This window comes from Streptomyces sp. TRM64462 (genome assembly GCF_013362995.1).
GTDB lineage: Bacteria > Actinomycetota > Actinomycetes > Streptomycetales > Streptomycetaceae > Streptomyces.
Genome location: NZ_JABWDV010000293.1, coordinates 1 through 26,475, shown reverse-complemented (window position 1 = coordinate 26,475; position 26,475 = coordinate 1). Strand labels below are relative to the sequence as shown.

The window sequence follows — 26,475 nt, the reverse complement described above, 5'->3', positions numbered from 1 at the left end:
GCCGCCCGCATGCTGCGGGGCCGCGTACGACGGCGGGAGTACGCGGAACCACCACGCCCGGCTGACGCGGCACCGCCCTGGCCCCGTCTAGCGTGGCCTCATGGACGACCAGCGGCCCCCACGCCTCCCGTGCGGCCCACCGGAGCACGAGCCGCCGGACCCGCTCAACCCGCCGGACCCGGCCGACCCGCCACCCCGCCACCACGGCTACCGCCACCGCCACCGCCACGGCCACCGCCACGGCCACGGCCGCCGCGGCGGGCGCCCCGGGGCCGGGGCGTGGTTCTTCGGGCGCGGCGGGCGGCTGCCCTGGCCGTCCACGCTGTTCGTCACGCTCTTCGCCGTCGTGGGCACCGGCTTCGCCGCGCACGGGCAGCCCGAGCGGGTGCCGCCGGAGGTACTCGGGCGGGGCCTCGTCGTCGTGGCGGGCGCACTGCTCCTGCTGCGCCACCGGCAGCCCACCGCCGTCGTCCTCGGCACCGCGGCCGTCACGCTCGGGTACCTGGCCGCCGGGTATCCGTACGGCCCCGCCTTCCTGCCCTTCGTGGTCGCGGTGTTCTCCGCGGTCGTCGCCGGGCGCCGGTACGCCGCCTGGTGGGCCGTCGGGCTGCTGTGGACGGGGCATCTGCTGCTCGCCCACCGGCTGTACCGGTATCTGCCGCCCGCGCACGACACCGCCGCGTCCTGGACGCAGGAACTGCCCGTCGCCGCGTTCGCCGCCGCGACCCTCGCCGCCGCCGAACTGGCCCGCGTACGCCGTGAGCAGTGGGCCCGTGAGCGGGCCGAACGCGCCGCGGCCCAGCGGCGCCGCGCCGACGAGGAGCGGCTGCGCATCGCCCGTGAACTCCACGACGTACTCGCCCACTCCCTCGCCGTGATCAACGTCCAGGCGGGCGTCGGGCTCGCCCTCCTCGACGCCGACCGCGAACAGGCCCGCACCGCGCTCACCACCATCAAGGCCGCCAGCAAGGAGGCGCTCGGCGAGGTCCGCCAGGTCCTCGACACGCTCAGGGCACCCGGCGACGCGCCCCGCGCCCCCGCGCCCGGCCTGGACCGGCTCCCCGAACTCGTCGCCCAGGCCGCGGACGCGGGCCTCACCGTCGAGGTCACCACCGAGGGCGAACCCCTCGGCGCCCTCCCGCGCGGCGCCGACCTCGCCGCCTTCCGCATCGTCCAGGAAGCCCTGACCAACGTCGTACGCCACTCCGGCTCCCGCACCGCCCGCGTACGGATCACCCACGCACCCGACCGCCTCGGCCTCCGGGTCGACGACGAAGGTCCCGCCACCGGCACCCCGGCGGGCGGCAGCGGCCACGGCCTCGCCGGGATGCGCGAGCGGGCCGCCGCGCTCGGTGGCACGATCGAGGCGGGCACCCGCCCGGACGGCGGCTTCCGGGTGCGTGCCACGTTGCCGCTCACCGACAGGGGGAACCCGTGATCCGTGTCCTGCTCGCCGACGACCAGGCCCTCGTACGGGCCGGGTTCAGGGCCCTGCTCGACGCACAGCCGGACATCGAGGTCGCCGGGGAGGCGGCCGACGGCGCCGAGGCCGTCGCCCAGGTCCGCGAACTCCGCCCGGACGTGGCGCTCATGGACATCCGCATGCCCGTGCTCGACGGCCTCGCCGCCACCCGCCGCATCACCGACGACCAGGGGCTCGACGCCGTGAAGGTGGTCATGCTCACCACCTTCGAACTCGACGAGTACGTCTTCGAGGCGATCCGCTCCGGTGCCTCCGGGTTCCTCGTCAAGGACACCGAACCCGACGAACTCCTGCGCGCCGTACGGGCGGTGGTCGCGGGTGACGCGCTGCTGTCGCCCGGCGTCACCCGCCGCCTCATCGCCGAGTTCGCCGCCCGCTCCAAGGCCCCCGCCGACGTGGTCGGCCTGGGCGAACTCACCGAGCGCGAAAGGGAGGTGATGGCGCTCGTCGGCATCGGCCTGTCCAACGAGGAGATCGCCCGGCGCCTCGTCGTCAGTCCGCTCACCGCCAAGACCCATGTGAGCCGCACCATGGTGAAGCTGGGCGCACGCGACCGCGCCCAGCTCGTCGTCCTCGCCTACGAGTCGGGCCTCGTCCGCCCCGGCTGGCTCGGCTGACGGACCCCGACCGCGGCGGCCGCCGCACCACCGTCGAACCGCCACAGCACCCGTACGACCCGTGCCAGGAACCCCACGGCCGCCGCGGCGGACGCGGCGATCAGCAGCGCCCGCTGTGCGGCCCCCTCCAGGCCGAGGACCAGCACCGGGGCGCCGACCAGGCAGAACAGCGCGGCCGCGAGCAGCGCCCCGGTCACCACCGCGTACCCGATCTCCACGGTGACGGCGTCACGCCGCGCCTGACGCCGCTGCCCCTGACGCTGCTCCTGATGCTCCTGATGCTCCTGATGCCTCTGACTCGCCTGACTCCCCTGACTCCCCTGACGCGACCGGCGCCCGCCCGTCGGCCAGGAGGCCGCCTTCGTCACCAGGTCACCGCCGACGTCTCCCGCCACAGGCGCGCCAGGCGCTCGTCGCCCGACAGGGAGACGGCCGGGGACCCGGCCGGGAGCCGGTTCCACAGCGTCAGGTACAGGGCCTCGGCGGGGCCGCTGAGTTCGCAGTCCGCCGGGCCGTCGTCGGCGCGCGTGGTGTGCGGCGCGTCGGTGGACAGCCGTACGGTCCACACGTCGCCCGTGTCCGACGCGCGGACCCGCAGGACGCCGGGCCGGTCCGTACGGACCCTGCTCTTCTCGCGGCCGTGGAAACCGCGCAGCAGCTCGTCCACGCCGTCGGCGGCCAGCGCGGGGCCGACCGGGGAGCGTCCGGCGACCAGGCCGAGCGCCGACTCGGCGTCCACGCGGTGCACGGCCGTCTCGTGGACCTGGCGGCGGGCCCAGAACGCGAGCGGCGAGGGCGCGGGCAGGAACGCCCAGCACTCCAGGCCTTCGGGTGCCTCGCTCAGCGCGGTGACCAGCAGGCCGTGGCCCTCCCGGTACCAGTCGATGAGCGCGTCGCCGTCGAGGTCGGGCTCGCCGCCGCCGGGCCGGTAGGCGGTGTGGCCCTCCGCGACGAACCCGGTCGCCCAGCGGTGCACCATGCCGGTGTGCCGCAGCAGGTCCCGCACCCGCCAGTCCGGGCAGGTGGGAACTTCCGCGTCCGGTCCCGCCTGTTCGGCGGCGTCGGCCAGCAACTGACCCTCGCGGACGAGGTACTTGATGTGCTCGGCAGTGTCCATGCCGGAATTCTGCCAGTGCGCCCCGTCTCTCAACCGCCGTGCGTGCCGTGGCTGCCGCGCGTCGCGCCGGTCACCGCCCCGGCGAAGGCGCCGTCCCGCCGCTCAGGTTGCCGCTGCCCGGCCCCGCTGCCCGGCTCCTCGGCCCGGTCCTCGGCCCGGCCGGGTACGGCGGCGCGCCCTGCCCGGTACCCGATCACGGCCGCGCCCGCCGCCAGCACCGCGACCGACGTCAGCGCGACCGGCAGCGAGAACCAGTCCGCCAGGAAACCGATCACGGGCGGACCCAGCAGCATCCCGCCGTAGCCGAGCGTCGACGCGGCCGCCACACCCGCCGGTCCGGCCAGCGCGCCCGCGCGCGCCACCGCCACCGGGAAGATGTTCGCCAGGCCCAGGCCGGTCACCGCGAACCCGAGCAGCGCCGCCCACACGGTCGGCGCCAGGGCGCCCAGCAGCATGCCCACGGCCGCCGCCGCGCCGCCCGCCACGAGCGTCCTGGTCTGGCCGAGCCGTTCGAGCAGCGCCGTACCGGAGAGCCGCCCGGCGGTCATGGCCAGCGCGAACAGCGCGTACCCGGCGGCCGCGACACCCGGGTGCGCGTCCAGGTCCTGCGCCAGGTGCAGGGCGCCCCAGTCCGCGAGCGCCCCCTCGCCGTACGCCGTACACAGCGCGATCACGCCGAAGACGGTGACCAGCCGGCGCGTACGCCGGTCCTGGCGCCGCCCGCCGGACCGGGGAGCGCCCGTGGGCAGGGCCTCCGGCGGTGCGGGCGACGGGTGGCGCAGCAGCACCGGTCCCGCGACGGCGGTCAGCAGCAGACCGACGGCCGTCAGGCCGAGCAGATGCGCGGCGGGGGAGAGGCCGGCCGCCACCAGCCCGCCGAGGCCGGCGCCGACCATGCCGCCCAGGCTGAACGCGGCGTGGAACGACGGCATCACGGGGCGGCGCAGCGCCGCGACGAGATCGACGGCGGCACTGTTCATCGCGACGTTGATCGCGCCGTACGCGGTGCCGAAGACCAGCAGCACCAGACCGAGCGCGAGCGTCGAGTGGGTGAGCGCCGGCAGGGCGATCGCCAGGGACAGCAGCACCCCGGACGCCACCGTGACCGGGTGGCTGCCGAAGCGCGCGCACAGCCGGCCGGTCAGCGTCATCGTGACGACGGCGCCCGCCGAGACGCCGAGCAGCGCGAGCCCGAGATCGCTCGCCGACGAGCCGGTCTGCTGCTTGATCGCGGGGATGCGGACGACCCAGCCGGCGAAGAGGAAACCGTCCAGGGCGAAGAAGAGGGTGAGCGCGGAGCGGGCGGTCAGGAGTTTGTTTAGTTGCGGCACAAACTCAGGATAGAGGCATGCGCCGACCCTCTTCAACCTTCAAACAGGCGGTGTGACGGGACGCCCGTCACAACGTCCCGTCACACCACGCGATCACAGCCCGGCCCTCACACCGTGCCGTCGCATCGTCGTACCGCCGTACCGACGCGCAACGCCTTCACACCGTCCGGTCGCCCTTCGGCTTGCCCCGCTGGTCCGGAGTGCCGTGCGGCGGCGGGCTCGACGGCTGCGGCGACGTCGCGGGCGACACCGCCGAACCGCCCCGGGCGCGCTCGGCCTGCTCCGGCCGGAACGCCGCGGGGTCCCCGCCGGACGGTGCGGCGCCCTCGCTCAGCTGCCGCTTGCGTGTGGCCAGGAGCTGGACGACCGGGTGCCGGTCGGCGTGCTCGTGCTCGTAGTGCAGCAGCCGGTCGAGCTCCTCGGCGCGCAGCGAACGGATGCGGTGCTCCAGTGCGCCGGCGGGCAGATGGTCGTAGTCGGGCAGCGGCAGGTCGCCGCGTTCGGAGGTGCTCATTGCCGGATCCTCCCTGGGCGTCGTTCGTTCCTCGGTCGCTCTCAGGACCGCCCCGTGTGCTTCGCGCGGGTCTCACGCACCTCCTCCACCACGTGCCGGTCGATCGCCGCGCGCACCAGCGCGGCCGCCAGCGTGGGCAGTTCGTCCCGTTTCACCAGGCCGGCCAGCTTGTCCCGGTCCGCGGGCAGCCCCAGCCGCTTCGCGCCGTCGAGCGTCCTGTCGTCCAGATACGGCGCGAGGTCCGGCCACACCGCCTGTGCCTCGCGCAGGAAGATGTCCGCGCCCGCGGGCCCGATGCCCGGCACCTCCTGGAGCAGCCGTCGCAGCCGGCCCGGATCGCCCCCGGCCTCCTTGTGCATCCGCCGCAGATCGCCGCGGTACTCCTCCAGTACGAGCTCTGCGGCCTTGCCGAGCTGCGTGGACGTCCGCTCGTCGTAGCGCCGGTAACCGCCCTCGCCCAGCGCGTCGACGCGCTGCTGCCAGCTGGCGTCCTTCATGTGCCGGGGGTCGCGGAGGCCGGCCTCGAACAGTGCGCGGGCCGCCGCGACGGCGATGTCCGCCCGGATCCGGGCGCTCAGCAGATGGGCGAGAACAAGGAGCTGGTACAGCGGCTGCGGAGTGTCCTTGAGCCGGATGCCCGCCGCCTCGGCGTACGTGTGGCCGTACGCGTCGAGCAGCTCCCGCGCGGTCTCCCGCTGCTCCTTCGTCCTTCCCGTCCGCTTGCCGTCGGAGGGTGACATGGCGCCTCCCTCTCCCGCTGTGTACGTCGTGTACGTCCCCCGCCGTCGCTGCCCGCAGTACCCGCCGGGGCGCCGCCGAAACAGCACGTGGGGGGCCGCCCGGCCGCTGGATCATGGGAGACTCGCCCCCATGAACGGCAAGGCGACGACGACCCGGACACGGCTGGACAGGGGGCGCAGCGCACTCGGCCCGGCCCTGGAACTGGTGCACACGGGCCGGGCGCCCACCCGTGCCGTACTGACCGCGGAGCTCGGCGTCACGCGCGCCACGGCGGGCGCCGTCGCGGCCGAACTGGAGGCGCTCGGGCTGATCCGGGTCGACGCGCGCCCCGGCGCGGGCGCCGGCGCCCAGGGCCGGCCCTCGCACCGCCTCATCGTCGACGAGCACGGGCCCGTCGCCCTCGCCGCCCAGGTGCACGCCGACGGCTTCCGCGCCGCGCTCGTCGGCCTCGGCGGCCGGATCGTCGCGACAGCGCCCGGCTGCGTCGAGGTCACCGCCGACCCCGCCCAGGTCCTGGAGGCCGTCGTCGAGGCGGGCGCCAGGCTGCTGCACGACAGCGGCCGCCGCTGCGTGGGCGCGGGACTCGCCGTACCGTCGGCGGTCGCCGAACCCGAGGGCACCGCGCTCAACCCCCTGCACCTGGCCTGGCCCGCCGGCGCGCCGGTCCGCGACATCTTCGCCGACTGCGTACGCGCCGCCGGCATCGAAGGCCCCGCCTTCACCGGCAACGACGTCAACCTCGCCGCCCTCGCGGAGCACCGCCACGGCGCCGGCCGCGGCGCGCAGCACCTGCTGTGCGTCGCCACCGGCCACCGCGGCGTCGGCGGCGCCCTCGTCCTCGACGGGCGGCTCCACACCGGCAGCGCGGGCCTCGCCCTGGAGGTCGGCCACCTCACCGTCAACCCCGAGGGCGGCCGCCCCTGCCACTGCGGCAGCCGCGGCTGCCTCGACGTCGAGGCCGACCCGCTGGCCTTCCTCACCGCCGCCGGCCGCACCCCGGGCCCCGAGGTGTCGCTGCTCCAGCAGGCCCGGGACCTGCTGCGCGACGAGCGCCGCGACCCTGCCGTGCGCGCGGCCGTCGAGGAGCTCATCGACCGGCTGGGCCTCGGCCTCGCGGGCCTGGTCAACATCCTCAACCCGGACCGCATCATCCTCGGCGGCCTCCACCGCGAGCTCCTCGCCGCCGACCCCGAGCGGCTCCGCGCCGTCGTCGCCGACCGCAGCCTGTGGGGCCGCAGCGGCGGCGTGCCGATCCTCGGCTGCACCCTGCCCCACAACAGCCTCGCGGGCGCCGCCGAACTGGCCTGGCAGCCGGTACTCGACGACCCCCTCGCCGCACTCCGCCGCCCGGCCGCCTGAGCCGACGAGCGCGGCGAGCGCGGCGAGCGCGGCGAGCGCGGCGAGCGCGACGAGAAAAAACCTTTGCCCGGAGGCAGACGGGCGCCTACGGTCCCGATCATGCTGCCCCTGGTGGGGCCGGCACGATCACGACTCCCGACACGACGACCTGACGACCTGAGGTGCCGCCCATGCCGACCGTCACCCCCGGCGCGTCCGACGCCCCGCCCCGTCTCACGCACCTCACCTTCCACGGGCCGCTGTCCGAGGCCAGGGCCGACCGCCTCGTCGCACGGCTCGCGGCGACCGGCCCCGCCACGGTGCTCGACATCGGCTGCGGCTGGGGCGAGTTCCTGCTCCGGGTCCTGGACGCCGCACCGGGCGCGACCGGCGCCGGCCTGGACATCCGGGCCGATGACCTGGCCCGTGGCCGGGAGCTGGCCGATGAGCGGGGCCTGGCCGAGCGGGCCGAGTTCGTCGAGGAGTCCGCGCTCGGCACCACGCGCGGCCCCGCCGACATCGTGCTGTGCCTGGGCTCCAGCCAGGCCCTGTGCGACCCCGAAGGACCCCACGACGTCGCCGCCGCCCTGCGCGCGCTGCGCGGCCTCGTCGCCCCGGGTGGCCGCGTCCTGCTCGGCGAGGGCTTCTGGCAGCGCACGCCCGCGCCCCACGAGCTCGCCGCGATGTGGCCGGGCGCCCGCGAGGACGACCACCTGCCGCTCGGCGCGCTCGTGGACCTGGCCGTCGACGCGGGCTTCCGGCCCGCGTGGATCGAGACGGCGAGCCCGGAGGAGTGGGAGGAGTTCGAGTCCGGCTACCGCCACGACGTCGAACTCTGGCTGGCCGCACACCCTCAGCACCCGGCCGCCGCGGAGACCCGCGCCCGCGTCGACGGCCAGCGCTCCACCTGGCTGAACGGCTACCGCGACCTGCTCGGCATGGCCTACCTCACGCTCGTCCCGGTCGGCTGAGGACCGGGTCCGGCGCGTCGGGAGGGAACCGGCGAGCGCGCCGCGGGAGCCGTCCGGCGAGTGCGCCCGGGGCCCGTCCGGAGCGGGCGCTGCGGGAGCTGTACGGAAAGCGCGCCGCGGGGCCCGTCCGGAGCCTGCTCGGCGCCCTCACCAGTGCCGGCCGCGTCGCAGCTCCCCCCGGTGCGGCTGCGACACGTGCAGCACCCGGAACACGTCCCCCGCGCCCTCCGGCGCCGCATCCGCCCACAGGCTGAACGCCACCAGCTCCCAGTGGCGCGGGTCCACCGCCACGGCAGCCGCCACGACCCCGTCCGCCGCCACCAGGCGCTCGTGCGCGGCGAGGGCCCGCCCCACCGCCTCCGCCGGCGGCTCGCCCGCTCCGATCGGCACCCGCCGCCGCACCGCGTACCGGGGCGCCGACCCGGCGGCCGGTCCGTCGCCGTACGCGGCGCCCGTCCAGTGCCGCACCTCGGGGCGCCCGAAGTCGTCCACGATGCCCTGGAACCCGGGGCCCCACAGGAACGCGTTCATGCCCTCGGGCGCCGCCCACAGATAGAACGGCGCGTACTGGTTCACCGGCGCGCCGTCCGCCCGCTCCCGTATCAGATACGCCTTGAGGCCGAGCCCCGGGAAGTCGTCCAGGAGGTGGCCGCGGGTCGCCACGCGGTGCCGGATGACGCCCATGTCGTAGTCGGCGGGCAGGGTGATCTCGTACTGCATCGCGTGCATCACGCCGCCCTCCGCCCGCCGAGCGGCCCAGGCGTCCCGAGCGGACGGAGCAGGCCGAGCAGACCCTCGACCGCCGTGCCGAACGCGGCCGCGGACCCGGACGCCCGGGCCAGCACGTAGCCGCCCTGCACGGTCGCCACGATCGCCGCCGCCGTCCCCTCCGGGTCCAGCGCCCCGTCGAACTCGCCGCTCGCCACACCCTCCCGGACGATCCCGGCCAGCCGCCCGCGCAGCCAGTCCAGCGTCTCGTCGACCGGAGCGCGCAGCCCCTCGTCCGCGACGACGTCCGGGTCCATCGTCAGCCGGCCCACGGGGCAGCCCCGCAGCACGTCACGCTCGCGCCGCAGATACGCCGCGATGCGCTCGTACGCCGTTCCCTCGCCGCCCAGCACGCGCTCGCCGCCCAGCACGCGCTCGGCGGCCGCGCGCGTCTCCTCGGCCGTCCGGCGAATGGCGGCCAGCGCCAGATCGGGCTTCCCGGTGAAGTGGTGGTACATGCTGCCCTGGCCGGCCCCGGCCCGCTGCTGGATGGCCTTCGGACTCGTCCCCACGTACCCGCGCTCCCACAGCAGTTCACGCGTGGCGTCGATCAGACGCTCGGAGGCGGTTGAAGCGTTCGATGTGCTGGTCATGGAACCGACTGTACATATCAGTAGGTACAGACTCCATACTCCGGCGGGCGTACGCCGGGTGCCGCTGCCCGTACGACGACGAGGGCGCCCCTCCCGGGCGACTCTCGAAGCGGAGAGAACGTCAAGCACCGCACTTCGAGGAGCTGATCGGGATGAACACCCTCGCCATGACGACCCTGGCCCATGACGGGCCCGGACCCTGGATCCTGCTGTTCCCGCTGTTCTGGGCGGCCGTCGCCGTCACCGTCGTCACGCTCCTGCGCCGCACCGTGTGGCGCGGGCGCCGGGGCCCGTTGGCGCGGGAGCGGCGCGACGAGCAGTCGCCGATCGCCGTGCTCGGGCGCCGCTTCGCGTCCGGCGAGATCGACGAGGACGAGTACTGGCGCCGGCTCTCCGTCCTGGAAGAGCACTTCGGACGCTCCGCCACCTGAGGCCGGGGTCCCGCCCGGTCAGCCCGCCACGGCCGACCGGGCGGCGGCGTGTCCGCGTACCGTCTCCGCCGCCTCGGCGCCGTCGCCGAACGGCACCGGCTCCTTGAACGTGCCGCCGCCCGCCGTCACGTACGCCGGTACGGACGGGATCCCCACCGGCGTGTCCGACGGGGCGGGCAGCGTGAACCACACGACCTTCCCCGCGTCGCCCTGCGGCCGGGCGCCCCAACTCTCGCTGAACGCCTCTATCAGCGCGAGCCCGCGCCCCGACGTGGCGAGCGGGTCCAGCGTCTCCGGCGGCCGCCCGACGGGGAGCCGCGGATCGTGGTCGTGGACGGAGACCGTCAGCCGGCCGAGCAGGAACTCGATCTCGACCGTGCACACCTTGTCGGGCTTGGCGTGCTGATGAACATTGGTCAGCAGCTCGGTCACGCCGAGTGCCGCCTTCTCGATCAGACAATCGAGGTTCCAGTAGCGCAGTTGCGCCGACACAATCCTGCGGACCTGACCGATCCGCGACGGCAGGGCTTGGAGCTCTACCGTGCACTGCCTGCTGCTTGCCTGGCTGATCACGGCTGCGACTCCCCGAAGTAGGTCCGGAAGAAGACGAAGATCGGATCCAGAGGTGGCTGGCTCGTGGTCCGGCGGGCTGGATCACAGCGTCACCGCCGATTCACCCTGAGTGATGTCAATCCAGCGTGGACCAGCCGTGACCGGTTCGCAACTCGCGGCAACCGATGACCCGTCAGTCCCGGCCGCCGCCGGCCTTCCGCAGAGCCTCCAGGAAACGCCCGGACAGCACCGGGCCCCCGCCGCCCCGCCCGCGCTCACGCTGCCCCATGGTCAGCCGGTACCGGGCGCCGTTGAGTGTCGCCACCGCCGAGCCCGGCGGCGCGAACAGCGCGCGGCCCGCCCGGACGGCGCCGACCGGGGCGCTGTCGATCTCACGGCCGTAGCTGGTCAGCAGGGCCAGCCGGCCGTCCTCGATCCGGACCTCGCCGGCTCGGGTCAGGGAGCGCGGCCACCGCTCGATCCGCACCCCCGTGGCGCTGAAATCGGGTTCAGTCATGACTCCGCCGCCCCCTTCGCACCGTGTCCTGGCGGCCAGTCTGCACAACGCGCCGCGTCCGCACCAGTGCACGTCCAAGGATGGCCTATGGGCCATCAAAGTCATCATTTGCCCAGGTGAGGGAGGTATGTTCAGTGGAGTGGCCCGTGGGAACCGCGGCGCGGACGACGAGGAGTGGCACGCGTGAACACCGTTGAGCAGCACGAGCCGACGCCCGGCACGGCGACGCCGACCCTCGACGTCGACCGCAGCGATCCGGACTACCGCGCATGGCTGAAAGACGCCGTACGCAAGGTCCAGGCCGACGCCAACCGCTCCGCCGACACACACCTCCTGCGCTTCCCGCTCCCCGAGAGCTGGGGCATCGACCTGTACCTCAAGGACGAGTCGACACACCCCACCGGCAGCCTCAAGCACCGCCTCGCCCGCTCCCTCTTCCTGTACGGCCTGTGCAACGGCTGGATCCGCCCGCGCAAGCCCGTCATCGAGGCGTCCAGCGGCTCGACCGCCGTCTCCGAGGCGTACTTCGCGAAGCTCATCGGCGTCCCGTTCATCGCCGTCATGCCGCGCACCACCAGCCCCGAGAAGATCCGCCTCATCGAATTCCACGGCGGCCAGTGCCACTTCGTCGACGACTCACGCCGCATGTACGAGGAGGCCGCCGCGCTCGCCACCGAGACCGGCGGCCACTACATCGACCAGTTCACCTACGCGGAGCGGGCCACCGACTGGCGCGGCAACAACAACATCGCCGAGTCCGTCTACCAGCAACTGCGCCTGGAGCGGTACCCCGAACCCGCCTGGATCGTCGCCACCGCGGGCACCGGCGGCACCTCCGCGACCATCGCCCGCTACGTGCGCTACATGCAGTACGACACCCGCGTCTGCGTCCCCGACCCCGAGAACTCCTGCTTCTTCGACGGCTGGACGCACGACGACCCGGCAGCCGCCAGCGACTGCGGCTCCCGCATCGAGGGCATCGGCCGCCCCCGCATGGAGCCCAGCTTCGTGCCCGGGGCCATCGACCGGATGATGAAGGTCCCGGACGCGGCCAGCATCGCCGCCGTACGGGCCCTGGAGAACGCCATCGGCCGCAAGGCGGGCGGCTCCACAGGAACGGGCCTGTGGAGCGCCCTGAAGATCGTCGCCGAGATGGTGGCCCAGGGGCGGAAGGGCAGCGTCGTCACGCTCATCTGCGACCCGGGGGAGCGGTATCTGGACAAGTACTACTCCGACGCGTGGCTGGCGGAGCAGGGCCTGGACATCGACCCCTACCGCGCCACGCTCGACGAATTCCTCGCCACCGGCACCTGGCCCGCCTGAGGCTCCGACACCCCGTCACCGGCCGCGCCCGCAGGCCCGGCTACCGCAGCAGCCGGTCCAGGGCGCGGCCGAACACCCGGCGCGCCACGGGCGTGAGCAGCGCGTCGCACCGGCGCGGCAGCCCGCGCACCCGCAGCTCCTCCACCCACGTCACGCGCGCCCCGCCGGCCTCCGCCCGTACGGTGATCTCCGCCCAGCCGCCCAGCAGCCGCCCGTACTTCACCACCCGGCACACTCCGGCCGCCGGACCGTCGCCGCCGGGCCGCGGCGGTTCCCAGCGCACGATCTCCATCGGGTCGTCGAACCCGAGCCGCCCCACACCGGTCCGCACCGTGAACCGCGCCCCCACGCGCGCGGGCCCCGGCGTCAGCACCGTCGCCCGCGTCAGCGGTACGCCCGCCGCGTGCGCGCTCCAGTCCGTGACCCGCCGCCACGCCTCGCCGGGCGGCAGCGGCGTCGCACGCTCGACGCGGAACCGGCTCACGCCCCGTCACGCCTTCTCGGCGGCGCCCGCCACGACCAGGCCCGGCAGATGCTCCGTCATCTCCGCACGCATCTCGTCCGACAGGCCGGCGTCCGTCACCAGCGCGTCCACCTCGTCGAGCCGCGCGAACGAACCCAGCGCCACCGTGCCCCACTTCGTGTGGTCCGCGACCACCACCACGCGCCGCGCCGAGCGGATCAGCCGGCGGTTCGTCTCCGCCTCCGCCAGGTTCGGCGTGGACAGGCCCGCCTCTACCGACACACCGTGCACCCCGAGGAACAGCACGTCGAAGTGGAGCGACGCGATCGCCTGGTCCGCCACCGGGCCGACCAGCGCGTCCGACGGCGTCCTGACCCCGCCCGTGAGCACCACCGTCGCGGCGCCCTTCGCCGCGTGGAACACGTCCGCGACCCGTACGGAGTTGGTCACCACCGTCAGATCCGGCACGTCCAGCAGGAACCGCGCCACCGCGTACGTCGTCGTGCCGCCCGACAGGGCGATCGCGCTGCCCGGCGCCACCATCGCCGCGGCCGCCCGCGCGATGTCCTCCTTCGCGCCCGGCGCCAGCGCCGACTTCGCCTCGAAGCCCGGTTCGTGGGTCCGCGCCTCCACAACCGGCACGGCACCGCCGTGCACCTTCTCGATCACGCCCTGGCGCGCCAGCGCGTCCAGGTCCCTGCGCACCGTCATGTCGGAGACGTTGAGCTTGCGGGTGAGCTCGTTGACCCGCGCACCCCCGCGCCGCCTCACCTCGTCGAGGATCAAGGCGCGCCGCTGCTCCGCGAGGAGGTTCTGGTTGTCGCTCACCGCAGGGGCCGGTCCTTCCATGGTCGTTTCATCAACACCGCTGGCCAAGGTGCTCATCCTGCCACGCGCTTCACATCGGCGGACGGCGGGGAGATTACGTGAGAGCCGTGCGGCGGACCGCCGGGACCGGCGAGGCTGGTCCGGCCCCCGCACCACACTCCCGCACCACGCCCCGCATCACACGCCCCGCACCACGCCCCGTACCGCCGTCAGGGAGGGAGCCGCCCCGTGTCCCCAGCCGCACCGGAAGGCGCACAGGAAGGCACACCGGAGAGCGCACCGGAAGCCGGAGCCGGAGCCGGAGCCGCGCTCGAACTCCTCGTGCACGGCGTCGGCGGCGCCACGCCGCAGGGCATGCTCGACGACCCCCGCACCGTCCGCATCACCGGCGACGGCACCGCCGCCATCCACCGCCGCGCCGACGACGTGCACGCCGAGAGCGACCCCGCCCGGTTCCGCGACGGCCCCGTCCCCGAGGCGTACTGCTGGTCCAACCTCACCTCGGGCAACGGCACCCGCGCCCTGTGGCTGCTCCTCCTGCCGTTCATGGTGGTCAACCTCGCCCACTGGATGCGCCCGCCCGCCCCCGGCCGCAGCGGCTCCGCCCGCCTCTACGGCGTCCTCGTCCGGCTCGTCGCCCTCTCCCTCACCGTGCTGCTCACGGCAGCCGCCTGCGAGGTCGCCCTCGACCTGGCGGCCTGGCAGTGCGCGGGCGCCGCCGCCTGCACCGACGACCGCTCCTGGCTCGGCTTCCTCGCCGCGGCCGATGGCGGCTGGTGGTCCCAGCCCGGCCGCCGCCTCACCGTCGCCGCCGCCGTCCCCACCGCGCTCGTCGCCCTCCTCTGGTACCTGTCCAACCGCACCTGGAGCGCGTACGAGGCGCAGCGCCCGCCGCGCGGCGACGACGAGCACGACGACCACCCCGACGCCGACCACCAGCCCGACACCGGCCACCACCCGGACGCCGACCAGCCCGACACCGACCGCGCCGCGCTCGGCCGACCCGGCTTCTGGTACGGGCGCCGCCTCGTCGCCCGCCTCCGCGCCGCCCACACCGCGGCCGGGCTCCTCACCGTCGCCGCCGCCGTCGCGGGTGCCGCCGCCCGCCACGACCGGGGCGCCGACAGCGCGCTCCGCGCGGCCGTCGGCTGGTGCATCGAGGGCGCGCTGCTGGCCGGCGCCGTCGTCGTGGTCGCCGTCGTGTGCCGGCGCGGCCGCAGCGAACGGCGCCTCGACAACCGCGTCGACCGTGCCCTCATCACCTGGCTGCCCGGCTCCGCCGCCGTCCTGCTGCTCGTCGCCGCCCTCTACGCCTCCTGGTCACGCCCCGGCTGGACGTCCTCCGGGTCCCTGCCCGGCGACGCCACGTTCGGTGTCATCGCCCTCACCCAGGGCTGCCTGGTCCTCGTGCTCGCCGCCGTCGCCGTTCGCCTCCACCGGCGCGCCCCCGATCCCCGTACCGCTCTGCGCGGCCTCGCGGGGCCCGCCGTGTCCCTGCTGGCCTGCGCACTCGGCGGGGTCATGGCCGGCGGGGTCGCCCAGCGCGTCGCCGACTGGCTCGACGGAGCCGGCACCCCCGGCACCGGCGACGGCCCCATCGCCGGGCCGCCCGTCATGCTCAGCTGGCAGGCCGCGGTCATCCCGGCCCTCCTCCTCGTACTGCTCGTCCCGGTCGTCTACCTCGTCGCCCGCACCGCGCTCACCGCGCGGCGCCTCGCCCGCGTCGTCGAGGCCGAGTACGCCGACGAGCGGCCCGACCCGGTCCGTACGCGCCGGATCGCCCGCGCCCGCGCGACCGCCGGGCTCACCGACTCCGCGCCGGGACTCGCCGGGCTGCTGTCCGCCGCGACGCTCCTCCTCGGCGCGGGCGCCGTCGCCGGGGCCTGGCTGAGCGGCGAGGTGCCGGGGAAGGCCTTCGACGGGGCCCCCGCCTTCGTGGACAGCGTCGCGGAGGCCGCGCAGTCCCTCGGCTCCTGGCTCGTCGGGCTCGGCTTCATACTGTTCGTCACCTGGGGCCGCCGCGCCTACCGCGACGCCTCCGCCCGCCGCACCATCGGCATCCTGTGGGACGTCGGCACGTTCTGGCCGCGCGCCGCCCACCCCTTCGCCCCGCCCTGCTACGCCGAGCGCGCCGTGCCCGACCTGACGTGGCGGATGGCGTCCTGGACCGGCCGCACCGGCGGACGCCTCGTCATCTCCGGGCACTCACAGGGCAGCGTGCTCGCCGCCGCCGCGGTACGGCAGCTCCCGGCGCGCACCCGCCGGCGCGTCGCGCTCCTCACGTACGGGTCGCCCCTGGAACGGCTGTACGGGCGCTGGTTCCCCGCCTACTTCGGCCGCGTTCCCCTCGGCGACCTGCACCACGAGGTGCACAGCTGGCGCAACCTGTGGCGCCACACCGATCCCATCGGCGGGCCCGTCGGGCTCCCCGCCGACGGCACGCGGCCGCAGGTCGACCACCCGGCGCTGCGCGACCCGGTCGTGTACGGGCGCACCGACGACCACCCGCTGCCAGAGCCGATCCTCGGCCACTCCGACTACCAGGCCGACCCGGTGTTCGCCCGCGAGCGCGCCGCCCTCCTCGACCGGCTGCCGCCCGCCCTGCCCCTCCCGCTGCCCCGGCAGCGCGGCACCGGGCCCGACGACACCGACGGCACCACCCCTCAGGGCAGCTCCGGCAGGTCCTCCGGGTAGAGCAGGCTCAGGTCGTCCGTGCTCGCGTCCGCGAGCGCGGCGACCCGGCCCGCGTGCCGCTCCACCATCGACTCGAACGTCTGCCGCGCCGTACGGCCGTTGCCGAACGCGGGGCCCTTCGGCAGCGCCTCGAAGTACTTCAGCAGCCCGTCGGCCGTGCCCGGGGCCAGCCGGTACTCGTGGTCCTCCGCCTGCTGCTCCACGATCCGCAGCAGTTCCTCCGGCACATAGTCCGGGAACGTGATCGTCCGTGAGAAACGCGAGGCCACACCGGGGTTGACGGTCAGGAACCGCTCCATCTCGGCCGTGTACCCGGCGACGATGACCACGACCGCGTCCCGGTGGTCCTCCATCAGCTTCACCAGCGTGTCGATGGCCTCACGCCCGAAGTCGCGCCCCGAGTCCTCCGGGGACAGCGCGTACGCCTCGTCGATGAACAGCACGCCGCCGCGCGCCCGGTCGAACGCCTCCTGGGTGCGGATCGCCGTCGACCCGATGTGCTCACCGACCAGGTCGACGCGGGACACCTCGACGAGATGCCCGCGCTCCAGCACACCGAGGGACGCCAGGATCTCCCCGTACAGACGCGCCACGGTCGTCTTGCCGGTGCCGGGATTGCCGGTGAAGGCCAGGTGGCGGCGGACGGACGCCGCCTTCAGGCCCGCCTCCTGACGCTTGCGGCCCACCTCGATCATGTTGGTGAGCGTGCGGACCTCGCGCTTCACGCTGTCCAGGCCCACCAGCGCGTCCAGTTCCGCGAGGACGTCCTGAGAGCCGCGCGCTTCCAGCGCGGGGGCCGGGGCAGGCGCCGGGGCAGCGGCAGCCGCCGCGGGCTGAGCCGGGACCGTGCCCAGCAGGCCACCGCCCCCGGGCGGCGCCGTCTGCGCGGCCGTCAGCACCGTGCCCCCGGACGCCGCGTGCCCCTCGGCGGCGGCGCGGGACAGGACGCTCTCGTCGCTCGTGCAGTCCTCCGCGACCGGGCCATCCGCGCCGAGCTCGTACCCGCCGCGCGCGCACCGCTCCGTACGGCACCGCCTCAGCGCCGTACGGCACCCGTCCATCACATGGAAGCCGTAGCCGCCGCTGCCCGTCACCCGGCAGCCGTCGAAGGTGCCGCGGCCCTCGGCCGACACGTAGAACCCGGCCTCCACCGGCGACGCCACCGTGCACCGCTCCACCGACGGGTCGGCGCCCTTGCTGACGATGACACCCGTCTGCACCCCGTCGAACGTGCAGTTGGCGAGCGTCCCGCCGCTGCCGTGGTCCCGGAACCAGGCGCCCGTCGACGCCTCCCGCACCCGGCAGTCGTCCAGTTGCGCCGTCGCCCCGTCGCTCACCGACACGGCCGTGTTCCGCACCTGCGACAGATCGCTGTCCACGACGTCGACCCGCGACCCCCTGTCCAGGACGAACAGCGCGTCCGGCACCTCCCGCACCCGGCACGAGTCCAGGACGGCCGTCGCCCCGTCGCTCACCCACACCGCCGGGTAGTCGCCCGTACTGTCGTGGATCTCGCACTGGTTGGCGTCCACGCGCGTGCCCGGATCCCACACCGACAGGCCGTTGCGCCCGAACCGGCGGACCGTCGACCGGGTCAGCGTCAGCACCGCGCGCGACCGCAGGTCGATCGCGTTCTCCGGGACGTCGTGGATGTCGCAGTCCGACAACGTCAGCACCGCGTCCGTGTCGAGCGTGATCCCGTCGGCCGACGTGCGGTGCACCGACGAGTCCGTGAGATGGGCCGAGGCCCGCCCGGCGATCCGCACGCCGCTGCCCCGGATCTCGTACACCTCGCAGCCGAGCGCCTCCAGGCCGCTGTTCTCACCCGTCACCGACAGGCCGGCCCCCGACGCGTGGTGCACCCGGCAGCGCTCCATCCGCGGATGCGCGCCGCCGTGCACCGACACGCCCGCCTGGCCCGCCGCGACCACCTCGCACTCCTCGAACACGCCGCCCGCGCCGTCCAGTACGGCGATCCCGACGCCCGCCGGGTTGTCGACGGTGACCCGCCGCACGGTCGGCCTGGCCGCGCCCCGCACCTCCACGCCCGCCGCCGAACGCGTTACGATCCGCAGGGCGAGCAGCTCGGGCGTGCCGTCCTCGACGAGCAGCGCTGGCGCCGCCGCGTCCTGCCCTTCGACGTGCAGGTCCCGCACCGTGGCCGACGCCCGTACGGTCAACGGCACCCCGTCGGCCGGGGCGATCCGTACGGAACCCACCGCGCCGTCCGTACCGCGCAGCGTCACCGCCCGGCTCAGCACCAGGTTCTCCCGGTAGGTGCCCGGGGCGATCGTGAGGACGTCACCGTCGCCCGCGGCCTCCAGGGCGGCGGCGAGGGAGGCGTACTCGCCCGTGCGGCGCCGCCACCGCGACGTACCGCTGTGCGTCACCTGGACCGTGCCCTGTGCCATGGTGCTGCTCTGCCCCCACCTCGTGCGCTCGCCGGCCCACCGTCGCCGGCCCTCCGGAAGCCGCCGCCGAACGGCCGCCGACCGGCGGGCCGGGTGCCGCGCCGGACCCGTCGCACCACCGTAGCGCGCACGACGACACCGAGTTGCCCGCTCCACCCCGGCTCAGCCCCCCGACACCCACGGACTTGCTCCTGCACTCGCCGGGCTTGGCCCCGCACCGGCCGGGGTTGCTCCTGCACTCGCCGGGCTTGCCCCGGCACCCGCCGGGCTTGAGCTCCCGCGCCGCCGGGCTTGAGCTGCCGTGCCCGCAGGGTTTGCCGTGGCGGCTGACGGCGTCGGGTTTCCCGGTCGCCGCCGCTTCCGTCTCCGGTCCGGCTGGGCCCGCGTCGCGGTCCCGTCGCGTCGCCTTTCCGTTCTCGGCTGCGGCCAGTGGGCCTGCCGCCCGGTGCCCGGCTGGTCAGCCTCGCGGGGCCTGGCCGTCTCGTGGGCCGGCCGGTCTCCCGTTCCCCGGCGGGCCTGCCGCCCGGGCCCGGTCCGTCAGCCGCCCGTGTCCGCACGGCCCCAGTCGGGGCCCGTTCGTGCCCACGCCTGGTCCAGGCGTGCGTACCGCTGTTGCACCAGCCTCCATACGATCAACCGCCGGGTGCCCTCGACGAACACCGCCGTGACCGTGGCCGCGCCGACTCCGGTCAGCACGGCGTGCTCCCGCGCGGTGCCCGCGTTCAGCGGCGGCTCGACCAGCCCGCCCCGCGCGTCGACCCACACCGGGAACGTGTCGCCGGGGTCGGCCACCTCGCGGGACGCGTTGAGCGTGCCGGTGCGCACCGTGCCGTCGGGCGCCGTCCAGCGGGCCTCGACCGGCGTGCGCAGCTGCCGGTCGGCGGCGGCCGCCGGGTCGGGCAGCACCGCCGCGGTGCCGGTCCCGGGCGCCGCCGCGCCCAGCACCTCGGCGACCACCCGGTGGCGCAGCTCCTGCTGCAGCCGGGCGTCCTCCTGGAGCCGCGCGTCGGCCGCGGAGCCGGCGAACCAGCCCACCAGCGGCGCGGCGAGACAGAGCAGCAACAGGGCGACGAACGCCACCCACGCCTCGACGAGATCGGTCGCGCGGCGCAGGGTGTTGCGCCGCCACCGCCACAGACCGGCGGCCGTCGCGTACACCGACCCCACCCCCTTCGCAGCTCCTCTCGGACCGACCGGGTTCCCAGCGGGGCCACGCCTATGCGTGAGTCGGGGGTTCGCGCCGCTCCAGGATCTCCACCGGGTCCCCGACGCGCAGGGTCCCGGTGGTCTCCGGGACAAGGAGCATTCCGAAGGCGAGCTTGCCGCCGAAGCGGCGGTGCCGACCGAGGGTGCGCAGCGGCTCCTTGCCCCTCACCGCCGTGCGCTGGTCGGTGGTCGTCACGACACAGCGCCCGCACTGCTTGACGGCCCGGAACGTCACGTCGCCGATGGCGAGACGCGTCCACCCGTCCTCGTCCCAGGGCGCGGTGCCCTCGACCACCACGGTCGGCCGGAACCGCTCCATGGGCAGCGGCCCCTCCTCGGCGTGGTCGCCCCGCGCGATCAGCGCGTTGAGCGCGTCCAGCGACGCGGTCGTGGTGGCGAGCAGCGGATAGCCGTCCGCGAAGTTGACCGTGTCGCCCGGCCGTGCGTACTTCGGGTTGACGGGCCGGCGGTGCGCCGGATCGTCCATGTGCACCAGGCGCACATCGGCGTCCAGGTACGCGCTGAACCACGCGTCCGGGTCACCTGCGTCGCCGACGCCCGGCTCGCCCCCCGGTCCGCCCGCCGCGTCCGCGTCCCGCTCCGAGTCCCGCTCGGCGCCCGTGCCCGCCGGCACCGCCTCCACCTTCGTACCGAAGATGTCCACCGGCACCGTCCCGCGCCCCGGGTCGGGCACCGCGACCGTCAGCGGCTCCCGTCCGGGCGCGGACACGCGGAGGCCTCCGCCGGGCCCGGGCAGCGGGTCGGCGGAGGCCAGGGCCAGCCGTGCGTACTGACGCTGGGTCACCGCCTTGCCTGCCGTGTCCACCAGCATCCAGCGGCGGTCACCGGCCAAGCCCCAGGGCTCCACGACCGCCTGCGCGGGCGAGGAACCACCCAGGGACTTCACCGGGTGGATGTGCAAGGAGCTCACGACAGGCAGGGGCATGACCTCATCACTTGGCATGGCGTCATCCTGCCAGGGCCTCCAGGCCGTCGGGAGACCGACGGATCCCGCCCGCCGCTAGTAACCGCCCCCCTGGTAGGGACGGCGGTACGGATCGTCGTACGGCGCGGGCGCCGGCGCGGCGGCCGCCGGGCGGGGCGCCGCCACCGGGCGCATCGCCTCGTACCCGCCGCCCATGGGGCGCTGCTGCTGCGGATGCTGCTGCTGCGGGCCCGGGTAGCCGTAGCCGCGGGGCGGCTGGGCCTGCTGCGGGATGTGCGGCGCCATGGCGTGCTGCAGTGGCGCGGGCTGGGGAGCGGCCGGCTGGGGGTAGCCGTACCCGCCGCCGTAGGTGGGCGCGTGCTGGGGGGAGGGGGCCGCCGGGAGGGCGGGAAGGACCGCGGGCAGCGCCGGCAGGTACGTGCTGCCGGTGTCGTACGCGGAGGGCACTCGGATCGGGGCGATCTGAGGCGTGCCCCGCTCTGCGACCAGGGAGTCGTAGATCGGGGTGTCCGGGAACGGCGGCGCGTTGTAGTACGCACCGCCGTACGAGGCACGGGGGGAGGTCATGGCCCTAAGTTAAGCCCACGATGTGCTGGTTGGAAGGCCGATAAGCGGGTTGTTTGACGCGTTCTGAGTTGCTGTGGAACACCAATGTGACCCAACAGGGGAAAATCGGTCGCTGATCGACTCCGTCGCAGCGTAATGATCGCGCAAAAGCCGAGCTGGAACGGGGTTACCCACGGGTCTCCGGGGCAACGCCGTACCGGCGGGATTAACGTGGCGGATACATAAATCAGCGGCGCCGACACGCGATGGGGGCGGGCATGTCCATGCTTAAGGGAGCCAATGTTCCGGTGCCGACGCGAGATCTTCGTGTCGAATTGGGATGGCGTTCGGGTCCGGGGGTGCCGGACGTCGACGCCTCGGCACTACTGCTCGTGTCGGGGAAGGTGCGCTCCGACGCGGACTTCGTGTTTTACAACCAGGCGACGCACCCCTCGGGTTCCGTACGTCATGACGGAAAGCGCACCGCCGGCGGCTCCGTGACGGACGCGCTCACCGTCCGGCTCCCGCAGGTCGAGCCGTCCGTCGAGCGCGTCGTGCTCGCCGCGTCGGCGGACGGCGGCGCCTTCGGGCGCGTGCCGGACCTGTACATCCGCGTCGTGGACGCGGCCGACGGGACGGAGCTCGCGCGGTACGAGAGCCGGGACGCGACCGTGGAGACCGCGTTCATCCTGGGCGAGCTCTACCGGCGCCAGGGCGGCTGGAAGTTCCGCGCGGTGGGGCAGGGGTACGGGACGGGCCTTGCGGGGCTCGCGACGGACTTCGGCATCACGGTCGACGAACCGCAGCAGCCCGTGCCCCGGCAGCGCCCGGCCACGGCCCCGGCCCCCACCCCGGCGCCCGCTCCGGCACCACCGGCTCCCACCTGGACGGCGCCCCCGCCCGCACCCCCGGCACCGCCGGCCGCACCGGCCGCGCCCACCGCTCCCGTACGGCTCTCCAAGGTCACCCTGACGAAGGAGGCCCCCACCGTCTCCCTCGCCAAGCAGGGCGGCAGCTCCGGCGCCATGCGCGTCAACCTCAACTGGGAGATGCGCAAGCAGTTCCGCGGCTGGGGCGCCAAGCGCGGCCGCGCCGTCGCCCAGCACTCCGACCTCGACCTCGACCTGTGCGCCCTGTACGAGCTGACCGACGGCAGCAAGGGCGTCGTCCAGGCACTCGGCAACGCCTTCGGGGCGCTGCGCCGGCCGCCGTACATCCACCTCGACGGCGACGACCGCACCGGGGCCGTCGCCACCGGCGAGAACCTCACCGTCAACCTCGACCACAAGGACGCGTTCCGCAGGATCCTCGTCTTCGTCACCATCTACGAGGGCGCCCGCAGCTTCGCCGACCTGCACGCCACCGTCACGCTCACCCCGCAGCACGGCGCGCCCGTCGAGTTCTTCCTCGACGAGTGCACCGTCCCGTCCACCGTCTGCGCCCTCGCCCTGATCACCCGCCAGGGCAGCGACCTCGTCGTCCAGCGCGAGGCCCGCTACCTCGTCCCGCCCCGCGGCGTCAGCCCCCAGCGCACCGTCGACCGCGAGTACGGCTGGGGCATGAACTGGACACCCGGCAGGAAATAGGCGCATACGACCTGATTGAGGCTCAGCGCTCAGGCGCCGCCTGCGGGCGCGGATACGTCCGCCCCTTCCAGGCGGCGCCCCGCCCCTGGTGGTGCCGCACCGCCGAGTCGACCGTCATCAGGAGATAGAGGAGCGCCGTCACCGGCAGCAGCGGCGCCGGCCACAGCGGCTGCCGGTAGTAGCGGAGTATCGGCACGTACGTCCCCGCCATCACCGCCCACGCCGCACCCCCCGCCCAGGCCGCCACCCCGTCGCCGGTCAGCACACCCGCCGCCAGGCACACCGGGGGCGCCAGGTACACCAGCGCGAGCCCCGCCACCGTCCCGGCGAGGAGCAGCGCGCTGTGCCGCAGTTGCGCGTACGCGCTGCGCGCCACCATCCGCCACAGATCGGCCAGGCCCGGATACGGCCGGACACTGTCGACGTGCTCGGCGAGCCCCAGCCAGATCCGCCCGCCCGCGCGCCGTACCGCCCGGGCCAGCGCCACGTCGTCGATCACCGCGTCCCGGATCGCGTCCGGAATCCGCGCCCGCTCCGCCGCCTCGGCCCGCAGCAGGACGCAGCCGCCCGCCGCGGCCGCCGTCCGCGCCCCGTCCCGGTTGATCCACCGGAACGGATAGAGCTGACAGAAGAAATAGACGAAGGCCGGGACGATCAGCCGTTCCCAGATGTTCGCCACGCGCAGCCGCGCCATCTGCGAGACGAGGTCGAGCTCGTGTGCGCGGGCGGCGGCGACCAGGCGGCGCAGGCTGTCCGGCTCGTGCGCGATGTCGGCGTCCGTGAGCAGCAGGAAATCGGCAGGCGTACGCCCGGGGCCGGTGCCGGTACCGGTGCGGGGGCCGGCACCGGCGTCGCGTCCGGTGGCCGGGCCGTGGTCGTCGCCGCTACGCGCGCGTGCCACCCCGATTCCGTATCGCACCGCCCACAGCTTGCCGGTCCACCCCGGCTCCGGCGGACCCGGCGACACCACGCTCAGCGGCAGCCCGCCGCACCGCTCCGACAGCTCGCGCGCCAGGTCCCCCGTACCGTCCGTGCTGCCGTCGTCGACGAGGACGACCTCCGCCCGCCCCGGATAGTCCTGCGCGAGCAGCGACGGCAGACTGACCGGCAGCACCTCGGCCTCGTCCCGGGCCGGAACGACGACCGCCACGGAAGGCCAGCCGCCGCCCGGCCGCCGTCCACCCGGCTCAGGAGGGGTGTGCGGCAGCCGTTGATCGGTACGCCAGAACAGTCCCTGACCGAGAAGCAGCCACGCCCAGACGGCGCACGAACCCAGGGCGATCCACGCAAGCACGCTCATTCGCCGCAGTCTGCCCCACACCGGGGCGTGTGCAGGGGCCATCGGCTAGGGTGACCGGGTGAAGATCGCGCTCATGGACTCCGGCATCGGGCTGCTCCCGGCGGCGGCCGCCGTGCGCCGGCTGCGGCCGGACGCCGAGCTCGTGCTCTCGTCGGACCCGGACGGCATGCCCTGGGGACCCCGTACACCCCACGACCTCACCACGCGCGCGCTGGCCGTGGCCCGCGCCGCCGCCGCCCACGGGCCCGACGCGCTGGTGGTGGCGTGCAACACCGCGTCGGTCCACGCGCTGCCCGCACTGCGCGCGGAGCTGGAGCCCCGTATCCCGGTCATCGGCACCGTTCCCGCGATCAAGCCGGCCGCCGCGGCGGGCGGGCCCGTCGCCATCTGGGCGACCCCGGCCACCACGGGCAGCGCGTATCAGAAGCGGCTGATCGCCGAGTTCGCGGCCGGCGTCGACGTCGCGGAGGTTCCGTGCCCGGGGCTCGCCGACGCCGTGCAGTTCGCGGACGACGCGCGCGTGGACGCCGCGATCGCCGCGGCCGCCGCCCTGACGCCGCCCGGTGTGACCGCGGTCGTCCTCGGCTGCACCCACTACGAGCTGGTCGAGGAGCGCATCCGCACGGCACTGCGACCCGTCACCGGCCGGGCCGTGGACCTGTACGGCTCCGCGCACGCGGTCGCCGCGCAGACCCTGCGGCGTATCGCCGCCGAGCTCCCGGCGGGCCCGGCGCAGCCGTCGCGCACCGGGCCGGCCGGGCCGGCCGCGCTGACCGTACTGCTCAGCGGCCGCGCCGCGGAGCTGCCGGCGGCCGCCCTGAGGTACCCGGAGGGCCGCCTGCTGGGCGCGGGCGCACCGGTGGCCTGACGACGCGGGGCCACCTCACCCGGTCGCGGCGGAGCGGGCGCCATGGCGCGGCATGCTCGGTACTCTCCGGACTATGAGGGACCCCAGGGACCCCGAGCCGGTCCACCAGCCCCGTGCCGAGCGACCGCTCCCCGGCTTCGTGCCCGCCGTGCCGGACACCTGGACGGGACGCGCGACCAACCGCGTCCAGTGGCTGCCGGCCGCGGCCGGCGCGGCCTGCCTCGCGCTCGGTGTCGAGCTGGCGGTCGACGCGGCGTGGACGGCGGGTGTGACGGCCGTCCTGATGGCGGTGATCGGCTGTGTGGCGGTCGGGCTCCTCGTCCTGTTCGGCACCATCGCGTTCACGCACGTCGAGCTGACCGTGGACCACAACGCCCTGGAGGTCCGCTGCGGCCACATGGGCCTGCCCCGGCGCCGTATCCCGCTCGACCACGTCGTCGGCGCCGAGTTCGCCCCGCGCGTCACGCCCCGGCAGTGGGGCGGCTGGGGCTACCGCTGGCGCCCCGAGAAGGGCACCGCCGTGGTCGTCCGGCGCGGCGAGGGGCTGGTCCTCACCCTCGGCGACGGCCGCAGCTTCACCGTCACCGTCGACGACGCCGAAACAGCGGTCCGCGTCATCCGCCACCGCCTCCACCTCCGCCGCCGCACCTCCGGCGCCGGCCGCTGACCGACACGGCGGGCACCCCGTGGCCGACCGCCGACGATGCCGGTCACCGGCCGTGCCCGCACGCTCGGACCCGGACCGGGGCCGCGAACGTGACGTGTCGCTGCCGCCCCGCGCCCGGGGCGGTGCGGATGTCCGGGGCTCAGGGGCGCGCCGTAGACTCCCCAGGGTGAGCGCCACCACCACCCCCGTCGCCGTACCCGCTGCTCCCGAGCCCGAGAAGCCGGGCGGGCCGCGGTTGCTCCGGCGGTTGCTCCGGCGGCTGGTGCGGCCCGGCGCGGCGGTGGTGTCCGGGGTTCTCCTGTACCTGAGCTTCCCGCCGCGGCCGCTGTGGTGGCTCGCGCTCCCCGCGTTCGCGCTCCTCGGCTGGACCCTGTACGGCCGCCGCCTCCGGTCCGGCTTCGGCCTCGGGCTGCTGGCCGGGCTCGGCTTCCTGCTGCCGCTGCTGGTGTGGACCGGCGAGGAGGTCGGCCCGGTGCCGTGGCTGGCCCTCGTCGCCGCCGAAGCGCTCTTCGTCGGCGCCACGGGCCTCGGCGTCGCCGCGGTGTCCCGGCTGCCCGCCTGGCCCGTGTTCGCCGCCGCCGTGTGGATCCTCGGCGAGGCGGCACGCGCGCGTGCCCCGTTCGGCGGCTTCCCCTGGGGCAAGATCGCGTTCGGCCAGGCCGAC

General features: G+C 75.1%; 26 protein-coding genes and 1 pseudogene. 11 read left to right on the top strand and 16 right to left on the bottom strand.

The genetic code is table 11. The features are described 5' to 3' along the window. Positions 1-100 precede the first annotated feature (100 nt). Positions 101-1,438, top strand: a complete 1,338-nt coding sequence (locus HTZ82_RS13745) for a sensor histidine kinase (RefSeq protein ID WP_175409639.1) — start codon at positions 101-103, stop codon at positions 1,436-1,438. Further along, entirely contained in the window at positions 1,435-2,100 is a 666-nt protein-coding gene (locus tag HTZ82_RS13740) for a response regulator transcription factor (RefSeq protein ID WP_175409638.1), read from the top strand. The genes HTZ82_RS13745 and HTZ82_RS13740 overlap by 4 nt, the downstream gene beginning before the upstream one ends. Here HTZ82_RS13740 and HTZ82_RS32925 read toward each other — a convergent pair. From HTZ82_RS32925 to HTZ82_RS13715, 5 genes are all read right to left on the bottom strand, one after another. Further along, entirely contained in the window at positions 2,061-2,318 is a 258-nt protein-coding gene (locus HTZ82_RS32925; protein WP_175409637.1) for a DUF6332 family protein, read from the bottom strand. The two genes, HTZ82_RS13740 and HTZ82_RS32925, sit on opposite strands and share 40 nt — an antisense overlap. Positions 2,319-2,464: 146 nt before the next feature. Continuing rightward, positions 2,465-3,217, bottom strand: a complete 753-nt coding sequence (locus HTZ82_RS13730; protein WP_175409636.1) for a maleylpyruvate isomerase family mycothiol-dependent enzyme — start codon at positions 3,215-3,217, stop codon at positions 2,465-2,467. 29 nt (positions 3,218-3,246) lie between these two features. Next, complete coding sequence (locus HTZ82_RS13725; protein ID WP_175409635.1) at positions 3,247-4,548, bottom strand: MFS transporter; 1,302 nt, start codon at positions 4,546-4,548, stop codon at positions 3,247-3,249. 157 nt (positions 4,549-4,705) lie between these two features. After that, entirely contained in the window at positions 4,706-5,062 is a 357-nt protein-coding gene (locus tag HTZ82_RS13720; protein ID WP_175409634.1) for a hypothetical protein, read from the bottom strand. Positions 5,063-5,103: 41 nt separating this feature from the next. Beyond that, positions 5,104-5,802 carry an endonuclease gene (locus HTZ82_RS13715; protein ID WP_175409633.1) on the bottom strand — a complete coding sequence of 233 codons (699 nt, stop codon included), beginning with the start codon at positions 5,800-5,802 and terminating at the stop codon, positions 5,104-5,106. 130 nt (positions 5,803-5,932) lie between these two features. Here HTZ82_RS13715 and HTZ82_RS13710 point away from each other — a divergent pair, with 130 nt between their 5' ends. After that, a complete protein-coding gene (locus HTZ82_RS13710) occupies positions 5,933-7,162 on the top strand; it encodes an ROK family protein (protein ID WP_175409632.1) in 1,230 nt (409 codons plus the stop codon). Between the two features lie 170 nt (positions 7,163-7,332). Then, entirely contained in the window at positions 7,333-8,112 is a 780-nt protein-coding gene (locus HTZ82_RS13705; protein ID WP_175409631.1) for a cyclopropane-fatty-acyl-phospholipid synthase family protein, read from the top strand. A 147-nt stretch (positions 8,113-8,259) separates the two neighbouring features. Here HTZ82_RS13705 and HTZ82_RS13700 read toward each other — a convergent pair whose 3' ends face one another. Further along, on the bottom strand, positions 8,260-8,841 hold the full coding sequence (locus HTZ82_RS13700; RefSeq protein ID WP_175409630.1) for a DUF4865 family protein: 582 nt from the start codon (positions 8,839-8,841) through the stop codon (positions 8,260-8,262). Then, a complete protein-coding gene (locus tag HTZ82_RS13695) occupies positions 8,841-9,473 on the bottom strand; it encodes a TetR/AcrR family transcriptional regulator (RefSeq protein WP_175409629.1) in 633 nt (210 codons plus the stop codon). Before HTZ82_RS13695 ends, HTZ82_RS13700 begins: the two co-directional genes overlap by 1 nt. Positions 9,474-9,640: 167 nt before the next feature. On the opposite strand from HTZ82_RS13695, the gene HTZ82_RS13690 reads away from it, so the two are divergent. Then, complete coding sequence (locus HTZ82_RS13690) at positions 9,641-9,904, top strand: SHOCT domain-containing protein (protein WP_175409649.1); 264 nt, start codon at positions 9,641-9,643, stop codon at positions 9,902-9,904. Positions 9,905-9,922: 18 nt separating this feature from the next. On the opposite strand, the gene HTZ82_RS13685 is transcribed toward HTZ82_RS13690, so the two are convergent. Further along, complete coding sequence (locus tag HTZ82_RS13685; RefSeq protein WP_175409628.1) at positions 9,923-10,477, bottom strand: ATP-binding protein; 555 nt, start codon at positions 10,475-10,477, stop codon at positions 9,923-9,925. 172 nt (positions 10,478-10,649) lie between these two features. After that, positions 10,650-10,973, bottom strand: a complete 324-nt coding sequence (locus tag HTZ82_RS13680; protein ID WP_175409627.1) for a hypothetical protein — start codon at positions 10,971-10,973, stop codon at positions 10,650-10,652. A gap of 183 nt (positions 10,974-11,156) precedes the next feature. On the opposite strand from HTZ82_RS13680, the gene HTZ82_RS13675 reads away from it, so the two are divergent. Beyond that, the gene (locus HTZ82_RS13675; protein ID WP_175409626.1) at positions 11,157-12,296 is read left to right on the top strand and encodes a PLP-dependent cysteine synthase family protein; all 1,140 of its coding nucleotides are present in this window, start codon (positions 11,157-11,159) and stop codon (positions 12,294-12,296) included. 40 nt (positions 12,297-12,336) lie between these two features. Here the strand turns inward: HTZ82_RS13675 and HTZ82_RS13670 are convergent, their stop codons facing one another. Together HTZ82_RS13670 and HTZ82_RS13665 are read right to left on the bottom strand one after the other, a co-directional pair. Further along, positions 12,337-12,780, bottom strand: a complete 444-nt coding sequence (locus tag HTZ82_RS13670; RefSeq protein ID WP_175409625.1) for an SRPBCC family protein — start codon at positions 12,778-12,780, stop codon at positions 12,337-12,339. A gap of 6 nt (positions 12,781-12,786) precedes the next feature. Next, positions 12,787-13,587, bottom strand: coding sequence for a DeoR/GlpR family DNA-binding transcription regulator (locus tag HTZ82_RS13665; protein ID WP_175409624.1), 801 nt, complete (start codon positions 13,585-13,587; stop codon positions 12,787-12,789). Positions 13,588-13,815: 228 nt separating this feature from the next. On the opposite strand from HTZ82_RS13665, the gene HTZ82_RS13660 reads away from it, so the two are divergent. After that, the gene (locus HTZ82_RS13660) at positions 13,816-16,281 is read left to right on the top strand and encodes a hypothetical protein (protein ID WP_375540814.1); all 2,466 of its coding nucleotides are present in this window, start codon (positions 13,816-13,818) and stop codon (positions 16,279-16,281) included. Here HTZ82_RS13660 and HTZ82_RS13655 read toward each other — a convergent pair. The 4 genes from HTZ82_RS13655 to HTZ82_RS13640 all read right to left on the bottom strand — a co-directional run bounded on the left by HTZ82_RS13655 (position 16,251) and on the right by HTZ82_RS13640 (position 21,411). Next, the gene (locus tag HTZ82_RS13655; protein ID WP_175409623.1) at positions 16,251-18,692 is read right to left on the bottom strand and encodes a right-handed parallel beta-helix repeat-containing protein; all 2,442 of its coding nucleotides are present in this window, start codon (positions 18,690-18,692) and stop codon (positions 16,251-16,253) included. The two genes, HTZ82_RS13660 and HTZ82_RS13655, sit on opposite strands and share 31 nt — an antisense overlap. Before the next feature lie 537 nt (positions 18,693-19,229). Beyond that, entirely contained in the window at positions 19,230-19,859 is a 630-nt protein-coding gene (locus HTZ82_RS13650; protein ID WP_309235455.1) for a hypothetical protein, read from the bottom strand. Between the two features lie 49 nt (positions 19,860-19,908). Then, entirely contained in the window at positions 19,909-20,844 is a 936-nt protein-coding gene (locus HTZ82_RS13645) for an MOSC domain-containing protein (RefSeq protein WP_175409646.1), read from the bottom strand. A 75-nt stretch (positions 20,845-20,919) separates the two neighbouring features. Beyond that, positions 20,920-21,411 carry a DUF6643 family protein gene (locus HTZ82_RS13640; RefSeq protein WP_175409622.1) on the bottom strand — a complete coding sequence of 164 codons (492 nt, stop codon included), beginning with the start codon at positions 21,409-21,411 and terminating at the stop codon, positions 20,920-20,922. Between the two features lie 245 nt (positions 21,412-21,656). On the opposite strand from HTZ82_RS13640, the gene HTZ82_RS13635 reads away from it, so the two are divergent. Next, positions 21,657-22,976, top strand: coding sequence for a TerD family protein (locus HTZ82_RS13635; protein WP_175409621.1), 1,320 nt, complete (start codon positions 21,657-21,659; stop codon positions 22,974-22,976). 22 nt (positions 22,977-22,998) lie between these two features. On the opposite strand, the gene HTZ82_RS13630 is transcribed toward HTZ82_RS13635, so the two are convergent. Next, positions 22,999-24,276, bottom strand: a complete 1,278-nt coding sequence (locus HTZ82_RS13630) for a glycosyltransferase (protein ID WP_175409620.1) — start codon at positions 24,274-24,276, stop codon at positions 22,999-23,001. Between the two features lie 58 nt (positions 24,277-24,334). On the opposite strand from HTZ82_RS13630, the gene HTZ82_RS13625 reads away from it, so the two are divergent. The 3 genes and pseudogenes from HTZ82_RS13625 to HTZ82_RS13615 form a co-directional block, all read left to right on the top strand. After that, a complete protein-coding gene (locus tag HTZ82_RS13625; RefSeq protein ID WP_175409619.1) occupies positions 24,335-25,144 on the top strand; it encodes a glutamate racemase in 810 nt (269 codons plus the stop codon). Positions 25,145-25,217: 73 nt separating this feature from the next. Next, positions 25,218-25,811 (top strand): hypothetical protein, encoded by a 594-nt coding sequence (locus tag HTZ82_RS13620; RefSeq protein ID WP_217624084.1) that lies wholly within the window; start codon positions 25,218-25,220, stop codon positions 25,809-25,811. Positions 25,812-25,977: 166 nt separating this feature from the next. Continuing rightward, a pseudogene (locus tag HTZ82_RS13615) lies at positions 25,978-26,475 on the top strand (apolipoprotein N-acyltransferase); the annotation flags it as partial.